The sequence below is a fragment of the Endozoicomonas sp. Z74 genome (assembly GCF_057680865.1).
In genome coordinates this window covers 1-13650 of the sequence record NZ_JBLYZI010000125.1, presented here as the reverse complement: position 1 = coordinate 13650, position 13650 = coordinate 1, and the positions used below count along the sequence as shown (strand labels likewise).

Below are 13650 nucleotides of genomic sequence, written 5' to 3'. Positions count from 1 at the left end.
TTAGTATGAATCATAAGGGTTACCTTTTTACGATTTAGATTTCAGTGATTTCACCCTCTATCTAAATCGGTAACCCTTCCCTTTTTTGAAGAGGGAATTGTCAGATCAGATCTGAACTAATGCAGGTGTATTTTCCATAAATGGTATTCCCATTCTGGGTTAAGGTTTATAAATTGACTTCTGATTAATTCAAAATAGGCTGGCAGTTCCTGTCCGATCCAGAGTTGATGAATAGACTTTGGAATGGTGTCACCATTACTGTTGCCCGCCATTATCAGGGAACTCGTCATGAAAATACCGAGTACTATATTTTTTTTACTGGTCAAGATATTTGTGAGTGAAATCACGGGTCACCTCTTCCAGTAGCTGTTTTAGGTAAGGGGACTGAATTTTTATAAAGTGTCGATTTAAGTAAGCCCTTAAGGATGTGCTGATTTCAATGTTCGCAGGGCAGGATGGCCAATAATCTGCACCATTTTCAAAATACTTGATTCTATTGAATATCAGTCGTAGACGAGCTATTTCAGATTGATCCTGGCTTAAGGTGTTTATGAAGGCTTCCTGTTCAACTTCACTGGCGAGGTCTAGTTGGTCGATGGAACGAATCAAGTGAACTATTTTTTGTGACGGTTCAGTGCCGGTATCGATAATGTGGGTGATCAGATCGTTAGCGGCGTATTCCTCTTGCAACTTCTGGGTAAATGCATTGATCCACTCGGGGTGTTTTTCGATGGTTGCAATACTCTCCCCTATTACACGGGGCGTTGATGCCCGATAGAACTCCTTCAGTACTGGTATATCTGTCATGCTGACCAGTCTGGGTCTCACTAAATACTGATGAAACAGCCACTCATGAAAAGGGAGTTTGCCCATTGATATAACAGTGGAAAGGCTGTGATCTCCAGTTGTTCCTATGATGTCATGGCTAAAATACATGAGTGCTTCAAGGGCTCGCTTCGGCAGGGGAAATGGGTTAATGATCACTACGGTTTTGCCGCCTTCAGAACCTATCGAAGTCTCAATCCAGTCTGTTTCTGGCGCCCAGTACTTCACCATTCCAACCTGCGCCTGCCTCAACCCCAGCTGCATTTCTTCACCGTACAAGGCCTCTCGAGAGATGGGCATGATCAGAGTTAAGGGGTCTTCCGGGTGGGCATAAAGCAGTGACTGTATAAATGATATCTGCCCTGGCAGGTGCTTCATGTAACCAAAATAATAATCTGCGCTCTGGGTAATAGACTGAATATTTTCAGAATGTGTATTTTTTCCACCAATGGCTGCAGCCACCTCTGGCTCAACTGTTTGAAGGTCCTGAATCCAGGATGTAGTAGTCTCAACCAGCTCTTCTGAACGATACACTGGCTTTTTGCCCAACTCGTAATCATAGATGAAACCGACGTCAGTAACTCCAACGCCAAATCTTGGGGCGTGTACACAGAAGGTAAAATGTGTCGCTGGACTACAGATGCCATGTTGTTGTACTTTGCTGTTTTCTTTAAAAAACTGTTTTTTCAGGAAGCTGACAAATCCCGGTTTATTTATAAAGTCTGCTTCTGAAAATGATGCTAGGTATTCAGTGAATAGCTGGAGATCCCAGGCGTTGTTCAAGTCCCTTTTCCAGGGGGATGCGAGCATGGTCTCATCATAAATCAGTAATTCTTCTATTGCCATATTGGTCGTGTTAAGGTAATGGTGATGATGACAGTCATTGGAGGTGCAGAGATGGTCTCGGTCATAGGATAGAAATTCCCCAATATAAAATGCATTGTTTTTTATCCTGGGAAACTCCTTGAAAAGTGTTCTGGGTGAAGCCGCCATATAGAGAATAAATCCGCTTTCTTCTAATGTTTTCTGTATTTCAAATGTATTGTTGAAAACAGGGGCGCTATCATCAGGATCTATGTCGGTATCTATGTCGGTATCTATGTCTCGAATAGCCCAGTAATGATTATAAGTTCCCTGAAACATATCGGTTAAAGTAGGGATTTCATGTTCATTAACGGCAGCCATGACATCGATTTTTAAAGCTGGGAGATTTCTATTCAAAAGTTGTGTTGTTTTGTGAAGGTATGAATAGTCACCAAAGCCATCTGATAACTTATTAGTGTAGAGCAGCGCATCATTTATAGTTTCGGTTGAGTTATTAATCTTCAGGTTTGCCAGCATGAGTTTATAGGTGTCAAGCTGTTGTTGATTCCGAAATTTCATGTCAAATAAAACTTTTGGAGACCTCTCAGGGGGAGAGGGAAGCTCTTTTGAGCAGTAACGTGAGGTCGCAGGAGCCAGAATCCCCATTATCCTTTTAAACTCAAAAAAATCCAAATACTCAGGTTCTGAAGTATTGGCAGAGAATGGTGCTGCCATTAAGCAAGCACAAAGAGCTTGAATTATAATCTTAATGTTTTTTTTGGGCATAATTAACCTTGTGTTGTTGTCTTCTACATTCCAAGCAGTGGGGAAAATATTAATCTATAAGTTGTATGCCAGTGATTATCAGGTACCAAATATACGTTTGTACATCATGGTATGAGTGCAAGTTTGGAATAAAGTTCCATTTTGATTTCGCAACTCTTCTGGAGCTGCATGAAAGAAGTCAATGCCTTGAGTGAAGGAAGGAATGAAAGCTTCTGGATGGAAGGTAAGCTCGGTTTAAAAAAATGGCATGCCTTGCACACAGGGGTTGTGCGATGACGGTTGAGGCACGAGCTTTGGGGCCATTACTCAAGCGGTGGACGGATCAACCGCCTGCCTGAAGATCAGGGTTTGCCAGATGCCTGTTTACTGGTCAGTGGTTTTCCATCCACAGTGGCTTCCCGGATTTCAACGGTATATTCAGTGCCCCCTTCTTTCTGAAGCAGCTTGACCAGAAAGTAGTCCCAGTTCCGGGCAAACCAGATCCAGGTGGCTCTTTTGTCGGTGTCACGCTTGATTTTAACCCGGACGGTCTCCAGTTTTCCGGCATCGGTGTCCAGAACTTCATTTCCTTCAATAATGAATTCGCGCTGGTAGACTTCATCATCATCCGCAATGTGGTAACTGAATACCTGCTTTTTGCCTTGAGCCAGGTCCATGCGGAGTTGCAGTTGATAGCCTAGATTGTCAATGGCTCCGGGGGGAAGATCCATGGACCACTTCCGGTCTTCCTGCTGCCAGTTTACAACCTTTTTCTTCCAGTCAAAACGAGCCCTTCGCAGGGGCTTGCCACCGATCCCGGTTCTTTCATAGGTGTATTCTTCCGATACCAGGCTCTGATCTTTCAGGATAAACCGGCTGGTTTCTTTCAAACCAAGGAAGGTGGCATCGGCACTGAACGACAGAGTCCAGCTGCCATCGCTGTTCTGCTTCAGGGATCGTTCGCCACTTCCGCCAAAAGGCAGCCCTTTAATGTCTGCTTTGTAACTGGCGGTAAAGGGTTTAAGGATGCGCATTTCCGGAGACGGCTGCCTGGCGGGCAACTGCTTTTTACCCGGTGAAGATTTTTGCTCTGGGGAGTGTGGCGCTGTTTTTGAGGAAGGCGAACCATCAGCCGGGAGTGCCGGTGTAGTCAGGAAAGCGGCCATCAAGGTTGTGGTGGTGAAAAACAGTGCCCGCCGATTCATGGTAGCTCCAGAGCGTGTTCTTTCATTTGATAGCCTTCGGGATCCAGAGGGTGGCCGTCCAGCAAGGCAATGTTATCCCGCTGAATTAAACGACCGCTGGCCAACAGATGCACGGCAAGAGGGTAAATCTGGTGCTCCATAGCCTGGACTCTCTGGCGAAGGCTCTGTTCATTATCGTACGGCTCTATCTTCAAAGAAGCCTGAATGATTTGGGCGCCGCTGTCCAGTTCCGGGGTGACAAAGTGGACCGTACAGCCGTGGAGCTCCTGTTGATCCGCAAGTACCCGTTGATAGGTATTCAACCCTTTATAGGCGGGCAGCAGGGAAGGGTGAATGTTGAGCAGTCGGCCGTTGAAATGGGCTACAAACTCCGGGGAGAGTATTCGCATGTATCCCGCCAGAACCACAATATCCGGTTCAAAGCGGTCCACTTCTTCGATCAGCCTGAGGTCAAAGGCCTCTCTGGATGAAAACACCTTGTGATCCAGGCCAATGGCAGCCACTTTATGCTGCCGGGCTCTTTCCAGGCCAAAGGCATCCGGGGTATTGCTGATCACTCCGGTAATCTCGTAGGCATAATGAGACTGTTTATCCAGTAGTGCCTGGAGATTACTGCCGTTACCGGAAAGCAGGACGACAACGCGTTTTTTTTCGCTCACTCTTTTTTCCTGACTTCTTTTTAATCCACCCCTCTTGCACAATTGCGATGGGGAGATCTGTAAGCAGTGTACACCTGCACTCCTGTAGTGAAAATCAATGGCTTCTCCCTTGCTTAATGGGGGGAGACGCTGTTTTCTTATGCCAGGGGCATGGTGTTATCGACTTCTATTAACAACAAAGGTGAGCCAGCGGGCGACTCACCTTGTCAGAGGGTCATGAAATGAAAAAGTTCCTTTCAGGCAGGGCCTTTATTGAAGGCCTATTGAAAGACGACCTGTTCACTGTCCCCGGTTGCGGCAGCGGCTTCTATATGCCCCATGACAAATGCCTCCTCACCCAGCTCATCCAGGCGTTTGAGGGCCTGTTCACTGGCCTGTTCAGGGATGCACAGCACCATGCCAACACCGCAGTTAAAGGTTCGGTAAAGTTCAAAAGGATCAATGTTGCCTGCCTCCTGGAGGAAACGGAAGACAGCGGGGATCTCCCAGCTGGCCGTGTCAATCACCGCGCGGCAACCTTCAGGGATCACCCGGGGCAGATTTTCCGGAAGGCCTCCGCCGGTAATATGTGCCATGGCATGAATGGGTGCTTCTTTACGAAGCTGCAGGAGCGATTTTACATAAATGCGGGTGGGGGCCATCAAGTGTTCCTTCAGGGGCTTCCCTTCCAGCTTCTGGGTGAGATCCGTTCCACAGACTTCAAGCACTTTCCGTACCAGGGAATAGCCATTGGAGTGGGGGCCGCTGGACTTCAGGCCAATCAGAACATCGCCGGCGGCGACTTTACTGCCGTCAATAATGTCAGACTTTTCCACAACCCCAACGCAGAAGCCGGCCAGGTCGTAGTCGTCCCCCTGATACATGCCGGGCATTTCGGCGGTTTCACCACCAATCAGGGCACAGCCTGATTGTTCACACCCTTTGCCGATGCCGGTGACCACCCGCTCGGCCACATCGACGTTGAGGCTGCCGGTGGCGTAGTAATCCAGGAAAAACAGAGGCTCAGCGCCACAGACCAGCAGGTCGTTAACACACATGGCCACCAGGTCAATGCCGATGTCATCGTGCATGCCCAGTTCCATGGCCAGTTTCAATTTGGTGCCAACACCGTCCGTACCTGAAACCAGAACGGGCTCCCGGTAGCCGGAAGGGAGCTGGCAAAGTGCGCCAAAACCTCCCAGTCCCCCCATGACTTCGGGGCGGGATGTTGCTCTGGCCACCTGTTTTATCCGCTCGACCAGGGCATTGCCAGCGTCGATATCAACACCGGCGTCTTTGTAACTCAGAGAGGTTCTGGAGTCCGTTGTGCTCATTGAAATGAATCCGCTCGTTGCCAGCGTTTCGGGAAAGCGTCTGGCAGAATCTATTAAGGTGGATAATCAGAGGGTGCTATTTTAGCCTGAACGGAGGATAAGGAAAGTCTCGGCTTGTGATAATTTACGATCAACCTATTGGCAGTGGTGACTTCACCCGGAAAGAAAAAGAGACAATACCGGCAAGTTGGCCATTCAAGTTTGCCTATATTGTGGCAGAATGTTCTTTTTTAAGTTTTACATACGCAGGGTTCTTGGCATGTCTGTGGTTGTCAGCCGACGTTCTTTTACTATGAAAATGCAGCATTATCAGGCTATGGAGCCCTTTTCATGGTGCTTTTCATGGTCGAATGTGGGCTGCCTTTCCCGGCGGTGGCTGTTTAGGGCTTTGCTGGGCTGGCTGACGCTTTTCATTTCACTGTCGGCTTCCGTGAGTCATGCTGCCCAGGTATCCGGGCTGTATCGGCAGGATGTTCCCGTCAGTGGCCAGGGGAAAAAAGAGCAGTCCGAGGCCATGGGGCAGGCCCTGGCAGAGGTGCTGGTGAAAGTGTCGGGTCAGCGGGAAGTGCTGGCAAATACCGGTATTCGCAGTGCCCTGGGTAAGCCAGAGTCCTATATCCGGGAGTATGGCTTTCGTACGGATGAGACACCAGAAGGGCGCCAGCAGTATCTTCAGGCCACCTTTGACTCGAAGGCGGTGAACCGTCTGCTTCAGACATCGGGAGTGGCCATCTGGGGGCAGAACCGGCCTGCTACCTTGGTGTGGCTGGCGGTTGAGCGCAGTGGCCAGCGGGAACTCTTGAACACCAGAGATGAACTGCCCCAGGTGGTGACGGAGGTGTTCCAGGGGAGGGCTCTGCCAGTGGTGTTTCCACTGATGGATTTTGAGGACGCTACCGCCATCTCATCGGTTGACGTCTGGGGCGGTTTCAGCGGCAAGATCCGCGCAGCATCCGCTCGATACGGCTCAGATGCAATCCTGACCGGGCGTCTGCTGCAGGTGGGGGAGCGTTACTCCGGGCGTCTGACACTGCTTTTCAGGGGGCAGAGTTACCCTGCCTCTATCGACAACCTGGATTCAGCCGGTATCGCCCTGAAAGCTTCTGATCTTGTGGGTGATACCCTTTCCCGTCATTACGCAGTCAGTGCCAGTGATGAGAACAACACCGCCCTGCTGGTGGTGGATAATGTGACGACGGTTGAAGATTATGCCGCCCTTTCCCGGTATCTTTCGAAACTGACTGCTGTTCGAGCGGTGAGTGTTCACAAGATCAAAGGACCCCGGTTAGAGCTTGAGCTGGCGATTGATGGTACTGTGAACCAGCTGGCCGATGCTCTGGCCCTGGGAAGAACCCTGCGAGCAGTCAATGGGGCCGGAGCGGGTTCCTTGAGCCCGGGAATGAATCAGGCGGTGCTCTATTATCACTGGGTAAATCGTTGATTGAATGGGAAACGGTTTTTCACGGTAAAGTAATAAAATGACGTCTGGCGTGGATGGTTAAGAACAGAAGAAAAACTGGAACCAAAGCAAGGTCTAACCAGGGTTGAGTGTTGCCGTGAAGCTGCAATATTTACCAAATTTACTGACTGCTATGCGGCTCGCCCTGTCAGTGCCCATTGTGATAGCCATTGTATATCGGGAGCCGCTGGTGGCGATTGCCCTGTTTGTTCTGGCTGCGCTTTCTGATGGCCTGGACGGCTTTCTTGCCCGGCGATACGGATGGGAAACCCGGGTTGGTTCCATGCTGGACCCTCTGGCGGATAAAGTTCTGCTGGTGTCTGCCTTTCTTTCCCTGTCTTTTATTGACTTGATTCCTTTCTGGCTGACTTTGCTGGTAGCCGGGAGGGATTGCCTTATTATGGTGGGGGCAATGGCGTACCGTTCTGTGGTGGGAAGGTTGGATTTTCAGCCTTCTCGGCTGGGGAAGTTGTGTACGCTGTTTCAGTTGACACTGGTTTTGACGGCTATGATCTCCATGGCTCTCGAGGTCAGTGAACCTGTGGTCTTTCTTCAGCCCCTGGTTGCGTTATTCACTCTGGGCAGTGGCTTACATTATGTGGCTGACTGGAGCAGAAAAGGGTGGCGGCATTTTCATTAGTTATGGAAGGCATTCCGGGAGTGTAGAGTGGAATCTGATTCGGAAAACGGCGTTAGCATGACAATGCAGCAGCGATACATGCTGGTGGGCATTGTACTTGTGGCCGTGGGCATGGTGCACTTTCTTGGGCCCGTGCTGACGCCCTTTGTGGTCAGTATGGTGCTGGCTTATCTGGGAGACCCCCTGGCGGATCGTCTGGAGTCCTGGGGGATTTCCCGGGGATTGTCCGTTGCCATTGTTTTTCTGACCATCTTTGGTGTTCTTATTACCGCTTTTTTTGTGGTAGTGCCCTTGCTGGTCCAGCAGGTGAAAACGGTGTTTCAACTGTTACCGGTCTGGGAGGCCTGGGGGCGATCCAATGTTCTGCCTCTGTTGCAGGAACAGTTTGATATTGACCCTGCCCTTTTTGACCTCAGTGAGCTTTCCCGCAAGCTGGCGGGCCAGTGGCAGAAGGCCGGAGGTCTGCTGGCCAGTCTTGGGGTTTCCGTGTCCCGATCCTCAATCGCGTTTATAGGGTTTATGGTGAACCTTTTTCTGGTTCCCGTTGTGACGTTTTACCTGCTTCGGGACTGGGACAAGTTGCTTGGGAACGTCAGGGTGATGATTCCCAGAAATGTTGAACCTGTGGTATCCACTCTGGCTTCAGAGTGTGATGAGGTATTGGGGGCTTTTCTCAAGGGGCAATTGATGGTGATGCTGGCGCTGGGGGTTGTGTACAGTGCCGGGTTAACTCTGATCGGCCTGCAGTTCGCCATCTTGATCGGCATGATGGCAGGACTGGTGAGCATCATTCCCTATATGGGATTTGCCGTGGGGTTTGCAGCAGCGGTGCTGGTGGCCCTGTTCCAGTTTGATACCTACACCGGGTTGGCTTTAGTGGCGGCCGTGTTTGTGGTGGGGCAGGTTCTGGAGGGGTGGGTGCTGACCCCTCTTCTGGTGGGGGATCGTATTGGTCTTCACCCTGTGGCGGTTATTTTTGCGCTGATGGCCGGGGGGCAGCTGTTCGGGTTTGTGGGGATGCTGGTCGCCCTGCCCATGGCGGCGATAATTATGGTACTCTTGCGCCACCTTAACCGGAACTACAAGGCCAGTGACCTTTATCGGGCCGGAGGCACTGGAGAAAAAAACTGACAGTGAGCGCGATTCAGTGAGAAAATGTCTGGACTATGTGTGTGTCTGTTGACTTCGATCAATATTGGTCAATCATCAGCCGGTTTTATTGTGTTCCCGACTCTTGTAAGTTTGTCGAAGGGGGTGGTAAGGGTGCCAGATGCTGTTGCTCAGTGTGATGTCACAGCGGTTGTTCTTGATACCCTTGATGTAGCTGTTCTCCCTGTTGTTGTTATAAAGGGAAGTGAATTCTCGTTATCTTTACGGATTCGATGTCCATTATGAGTTTGCCTGTGCAACTGCCGCTCAGTGTCCAGTTAAGGGACGACGCCACATTTGCCAACTATTTCAGTGGGGGCAATGAGACGCTGGTTAACCTTCTGGATATGGAACGTGATGTTCCGGGCATGGACTCCGAACAATTTGTGTTTCTTTATGGTGCCAGGGGAGTCGGCTGCAGTCATTTATTACAGGCTGCCTGCCATCAGGTTGACCGGCGCCATGGCCGCAGTATTTACCTTCCCATGAAAGAGCTGGTTCATTACTCTCCAAAATTGCTGGAAGGGATGGAACGGTTGCAGCTGGTTTGCCTGGACGATATCGGTGAAGTGGCGGGTGTTCATGAGTGGGAAGAGGCCCTCTTTGATCTTTTTAACCGCCTGCGGGATTCCCATACCCGTTTCCTGGTGGCGGCAGATAACCCTCCCCGGGCTCTCGGTATTGAGCTTCAGGACCTGGTTTCCAGGCTTGGCTGGGGGCTGGTGTTTCAGGTGCATCCGTTAAATGACCGGGAGAAAGTCGGAGCTTTGCAACTGCGCGCTCATCTCAGAGGGCTCGACCTCAGTGAAGAAGTAGCCCGCTTTATCATTCATCGAGGCTCCAGGGATATGGGCTACCTGTTTCGTATGTTGCAGAAACTCGACAGTGCATCGCTCAGGGCCAAACGGAAACTGACTATACCCTTTGTCAAAGAAGTGATGGGCTGGTAGTGATCAACACTCCCTCAATAAGCGTCTTTAAATAAGCTGCTTTCAATAAGAGAATTCTACATGATGGCCAGACGGGTTTCTGCCAGCCAGCTCTGCTTTGGGATTATCTTCCTTTTCTTATCGGCGTCTATTGTTCTGGGCTGGGTGTTCTCCAGCCAGTTGTCAGAGCGGGTGCTGGCAGCTATAGAGCAGCAAACCGGTTTAAGTCTTGGTCCTGATCGCGCTGACTACGACTGGATGAGGCGCCAGGTCACTTTGAATGGAATTCATGGCAGTGGTAATGGCCTTGAAGTGACGGCAAAGCAACTGAGCCTGAATCTTCATTACCGGCGCTGGTTTGATCCGTGGTTGGGCCGGTTGCCGGAGTCGATCAGTGGCATTGAACTCTTCGATGCCCAGATTCTTGCTGATCCTGACAGGGTTGGGTTGGTTTCACCTCCGTCTTTTAAGCTCAAAGGGTTTAGCTCCGTTACCATTGTGGAGGGGGTTTTTAAGGTAAAAGGACGCCCATTCAGCCAGCCGTTTTCTCTTTTGTCCTTAAATCGTGCTTCTGATGGCAAAACGCTGATTCATATAGAGCGTAAGGGAGGCCTTTCCTGGTCTTTTGATGGTCGGATTTCTGAAGCAGGCTCCGAAGCAGAAAAAGGTATCCAGGGGACACTGGAAGTTGATGGCCTGCCTCTGGCAGACGTCGTGAATCAAGCACCCGGAGGCTTACCTTCAGACGTTCAGGTTGAAGGAGAATTAAATGCGCAGCTGGCCGTGCAGTGGTCTTCAGAGGCGGGTCTTCGTCTTCATGGAGCGATCGCTGGTGAGAAGGGGTTTATCAAGGAACCGGCCGTCAATATGAGCTGGAAAAGCTGGCAGGTGAAGGACTTTGACTTCAATGCTTCTCATTGGGAGGGGGCTCAAAAGGAAGCTCGACCGGTGGTTGCTCTGGCTCTGTCCGGTGTTACTTTGGAGCTGATGGAACCTGACAGAAAGAGAGTAACGGAATCCCTGGTAAGAGTGGCGGGTCTTTTGCCGGTTTCTGTGAGCGGTCTGACTATGGATGACAGCCAGTTGGAGCTTCCGGCAAAAGGAGAGAAATGGACACTCGACGGTGCCAGGGTTGAGTTGGAGAAAACCGGCGACGTTTATCATTATCAGGTGGCAGGTCGAACAGTAAACGACGGAACGGTCAAGTTATCAGGTCAGGGTTCAGCAGCCGGGGCAGAAAGCCTCTTCGGTGACCAGTTTCGAATTGAGTTGAAAGGAGTGAAGCTGGATCAGGTGATGGCGGGCTCTATTAAGCCGTTACCTGGGTTCAGCATTGCCGGTTCTGACATTGACCTGACCTACAGCAATCCGGAGCGCCTCGGCAAATTAACCATTCACCAGTGGCAGCCTGGACGCTCTTCATCACCCACCGGGAAAGGGAAAGAGCCGTTATCCAGGCTGGAAGGGTTACTGACGGATTCCAGGGGGAATGCTGAGCTGTCGTTTAAAACCGTTCCTGGAAAAGGAGAGGTTGGAGCCGTCATACGTAAAGGTGTGGAAAAAAGGCTGAATGCCATTCTTGAAGCACCTTTCAGCTATCTATCCAGGTTGACGGTCACTCCGTTGAAGCCTTTTCTGGAGCACCAGCCAGGCAAAGCGGAATTAACCGGTGAGTCTCTGGCCAATCTCAGGTTACTGAAAAACGTTATGGAGCAGAGGCCGAAACTGTCGTTTACCCTGGCAGTGGGCGTTTCTGAGTCCACAGATTGGCCCGTGCTGTCCCGGGTAGAGCTGGAGCGTTCACTGATTGAGTTGTACTCTGCGATTCAGTCTGAAGGGGAGGGCGGTGATGGTTCCGGGCAGGTTTCGGAGAAAAATATTTCTGAACAGGTCGTTATCCCAAAAGCGACACGTGACCAGCTGGTGGAGCAGATGTACCTGGCTACCCAGAAACAGAAGATTCCTGAAGTGGGGCAGAAGACACCGGAGCAGCGAGTTCAAAATGCTGAACAGTGGCTGTTGAGTCACTGGCCCCGTGAGTCAGGGCAGCTTGAGGGGCTGAGGCAGCAAAGGGAAACCTTGATTAAGCGACAGTTGGTGGAAGTGGGCATCGATGGGTCCCGGGTGGCGGTTATTGCTGCCTCCCAGGATCATTTTGCCCCTATGGATGTTCCCCGCTCACTGTTGGAACTGAGGTGATTGTTGAAGATTGATGGCTTTGGCCTGCCAGCGGATAAACATCATTGCACTGATAAACAGCAGGCTACTGAAGCCCGTGATTAACCAGCCCTGAGGTTGCTCTGGGCGAAACCAGGCATCCAGTACTCCGCTGATAAAGTAAAAACAGAGAATAAAACAGAGCCATGATGCGGCCCGGGGGCTTTGTTTAACCAGCCCGACCACGGGAAGCAGCAGGGGAAGCAACTGGATCAGTGAAATGCCCGCCAGGGAACCCTGAGGAGGATTGAGCCACCAGGTTTCTGCCATCAGGGTGGCCATCAGGCCAAAGTAAAGCGCTGTGCTGATGCGATAGCTGACTCTGGCCTTGCTTTTTAAGGTCGCTATCGACCCCTTTCTTTCTGTCATCCCGTGTTACCTTTTTAGTCTTCTGAAAACAGGGAAGCAAACTGTTTATCATGGCTTTCGTTGTGATGCCTGCTTTACAGGATTTCCAGAACCGATTCCGGTGGGCGACCAATACGGGCTTTGCCATTATTGACGACAATGGGGCGCTCAATCAGTCGGGGGTGCTGGCACATGGCGTCGACAAGTTGTTCTTCGGACAGGGAATCATCCTTGAGGTTGTTATCTTTGTACTCCTGTTCACCTTTACGCAGCAGTTCCCGTGCACTGATGCCCAGCATTTTCAGTAAAGATTTCAGCTGGCTGGCATTGGGAGGTGTTTCCAGGTAAAGCACCACTTCCGGGGAGACACCCTGTTCTTCAAGCAGAGACAGAGTTTGCCTGGATTTGGAACAACGGGGGTTGTGGTAGATGGTCACGCTCATAAGGGGCTTCCGGGTTATTGTTTATTGGTTGTGTTTGATCACCGCGAAAGCCTATCAACCCTGGGGAGTTGACTGCAAATTTTTTGTAATAGAGATCGGCAAGGCCGGTAAAATAGGGCACCCTTTATAGGGTATATAAGGTGCATTTTCATTCAAATCAGACTGTTGAATAACGTCAGCACAGGGCCTATACAGGATGACCTTACTAACTTCATACCGAACGGCAGTGATTCTCTTTATCGCCATTGCTCTTGGTGGCTGTGCCTCCCAGAAGGTGGATTGGGACTATGATCCGGGGCGTCCTGTGGAGAGCCTCAAGTCCTACCGCTGGATGGAAAAAAAGGAAGACCTGCAGAAAATGGGTTATCAGTTTGATGCGCTGATGGATCAGCGGGTCCATGATGCGGTGGATCGGACTTTTGCATTACGGGGTTATCAGAAGCTGGATCCATCTTCGAGTGCCGAAGCCGATTTTCTGGTGAACTACCTGACCAACACTAAAACCCGTCGTGAAGAGCATCAGGTGACCACCTCGTTTGGTTATGGTTTTAGCCCCTGGGGACTTGGGCTAAGCACCGACACAAGAGTTCAGGAGTACGAGGAAGGTACTTTGATTATTGATGTGGTTGATCCAGTCACGAAAAAGGTGATCTGGAGAGGTCGCTCGAAAGCCAGAATCAAGGATAACCTTTCACCCCAGGAGAGAACCGCAAGGATCAATGAGGCCGTATCAAAAATTCTTGAAGGGTTTCCCAGGCCGGTTAAATTGCATTAGTTCAGATCTGATCTGACAATTCCCTCTTCAAAAAAGGGAAGGGTTACCGATTTAGATAGAGGGTGAAATCACTGAAATCTAAATCGTAAAAAGGTAACCCTTATGATTCATACTAATCA

At 50.4% G+C, this 13650-nt stretch carries 12 protein-coding genes; 6 read left to right on the top strand and 6 right to left on the bottom strand.

The annotated features are described in order from the left end of the window. Positions 1–315: 315 nt before the first annotated feature. The 4 genes from ACNRUY_RS23305 to purM form a co-directional block, all read right to left on the bottom strand. Entirely contained in the window at positions 316–2415 is a 2100-nt protein-coding gene (locus ACNRUY_RS23305) for a hypothetical protein (RefSeq protein WP_488114064.1), read from the bottom strand. Positions 2416–2756: 341 nt separating this feature from the next. Then, positions 2757–3599 carry a DUF3108 domain-containing protein gene (locus ACNRUY_RS23300; RefSeq protein ID WP_488114063.1) on the bottom strand — a complete coding sequence of 281 codons (843 nt, stop codon included), beginning with the start codon at positions 3597–3599 and terminating at the stop codon, positions 2757–2759. After that, positions 3596–4258 carry a phosphoribosylglycinamide formyltransferase gene (gene purN / locus ACNRUY_RS23295; protein ID WP_488114062.1) on the bottom strand — a complete coding sequence of 221 codons (663 nt, stop codon included), beginning with the start codon at positions 4256–4258 and terminating at the stop codon, positions 3596–3598. The genes ACNRUY_RS23300 and purN overlap by 4 nt, the downstream gene beginning before the upstream one ends. A 260-nt stretch (positions 4259–4518) precedes the next feature. Then, the gene (gene purM, locus ACNRUY_RS23290; RefSeq protein ID WP_488114061.1) at positions 4519–5571 is read right to left on the bottom strand and encodes a phosphoribosylformylglycinamidine cyclo-ligase; all 1053 of its coding nucleotides are present in this window, start codon (positions 5569–5571) and stop codon (positions 4519–4521) included. A gap of 259 nt (positions 5572–5830) precedes the next feature. Between purM and ACNRUY_RS23285 the strand changes: the two genes are divergently transcribed. The 5 genes from ACNRUY_RS23285 (at position 5831) to ACNRUY_RS23265 (ending at position 11947) form a co-directional block, all read left to right on the top strand. After that, positions 5831–7012 carry a DUF2066 domain-containing protein gene (locus tag ACNRUY_RS23285; protein WP_488114060.1) on the top strand — a complete coding sequence of 394 codons (1182 nt, stop codon included), beginning with the start codon at positions 5831–5833 and terminating at the stop codon, positions 7010–7012. 103 nt (positions 7013–7115) lie between these two features. Beyond that, positions 7116–7670, top strand: coding sequence for a CDP-alcohol phosphatidyltransferase family protein (locus tag ACNRUY_RS23280; RefSeq protein ID WP_488114059.1), 555 nt, complete (start codon positions 7116–7118; stop codon positions 7668–7670). Between the two features lie 27 nt (positions 7671–7697). Continuing rightward, complete coding sequence (locus ACNRUY_RS23275) at positions 7698–8801, top strand: AI-2E family transporter (protein ID WP_488114058.1); 1104 nt, start codon at positions 7698–7700, stop codon at positions 8799–8801. Between the two features lie 251 nt (positions 8802–9052). After that, complete coding sequence (gene hda, locus ACNRUY_RS23270) at positions 9053–9769, top strand: DnaA regulatory inactivator Hda (RefSeq protein ID WP_488114057.1); 717 nt, start codon at positions 9053–9055, stop codon at positions 9767–9769. Between the two features lie 60 nt (positions 9770–9829). Continuing rightward, complete coding sequence (locus tag ACNRUY_RS23265; protein WP_488114056.1) at positions 9830–11947, top strand: DUF748 domain-containing protein; 2118 nt, start codon at positions 9830–9832, stop codon at positions 11945–11947. Here the strand turns inward: ACNRUY_RS23265 and ACNRUY_RS23260 are convergent. Continuing rightward, positions 11927–12334 carry a DUF2069 domain-containing protein gene (locus ACNRUY_RS23260; RefSeq protein WP_488114055.1) on the bottom strand — a complete coding sequence of 136 codons (408 nt, stop codon included), beginning with the start codon at positions 12332–12334 and terminating at the stop codon, positions 11927–11929. The two genes, ACNRUY_RS23265 and ACNRUY_RS23260, sit on opposite strands and share 21 nt — an antisense overlap. A 74-nt stretch (positions 12335–12408) precedes the next feature. After that, positions 12409–12756, bottom strand: a complete 348-nt coding sequence (gene arsC, locus ACNRUY_RS23255; protein WP_488114054.1) for an arsenate reductase (glutaredoxin) — start codon at positions 12754–12756, stop codon at positions 12409–12411. 196 nt (positions 12757–12952) lie between these two features. Between arsC and ACNRUY_RS23250 the strand changes: the two genes are divergently transcribed. After that, positions 12953–13531, top strand: coding sequence for a DUF4136 domain-containing protein (locus ACNRUY_RS23250; protein ID WP_488114053.1), 579 nt, complete (start codon positions 12953–12955; stop codon positions 13529–13531). Positions 13532–13650 lie beyond the last annotated feature (119 nt).

Coding starts and splice junctions, on each gene's coding strand:
- ACNRUY_RS23305 (WP_488114064.1), bottom strand. CDS start 2,415: ATGCCCAAAAAAAACATTAAGATTATAATTCAAGCTCTTTGTGCTTGC.
- hda (WP_488114057.1), top strand. CDS start 9,053: ATGTCCATTATGAGTTTGCCTGTGCAACTGCCGCTCAGTGTCCAGTTA.
- ACNRUY_RS23265 (WP_488114056.1), top strand. CDS start 9,830: ATGATGGCCAGACGGGTTTCTGCCAGCCAGCTCTGCTTTGGGATTATC.
- ACNRUY_RS23250 (WP_488114053.1), top strand. CDS start 12,953: ATGACCTTACTAACTTCATACCGAACGGCAGTGATTCTCTTTATCGCC.
- ACNRUY_RS23285 (WP_488114060.1), top strand. CDS start 5,831: ATGTCTGTGGTTGTCAGCCGACGTTCTTTTACTATGAAAATGCAGCAT.
- arsC (WP_488114054.1), bottom strand. CDS start 12,756: ATGAGCGTGACCATCTACCACAACCCCCGTTGTTCCAAATCCAGGCAA.
- purM (WP_488114061.1), bottom strand. CDS start 5,571: ATGAGCACAACGGACTCCAGAACCTCTCTGAGTTACAAAGACGCCGGT.
- ACNRUY_RS23260 (WP_488114055.1), bottom strand. CDS start 12,334: ATGACAGAAAGAAAGGGGTCGATAGCGACCTTAAAAAGCAAGGCCAGA.
- ACNRUY_RS23300 (WP_488114063.1), bottom strand. CDS start 3,599: ATGAATCGGCGGGCACTGTTTTTCACCACCACAACCTTGATGGCCGCT.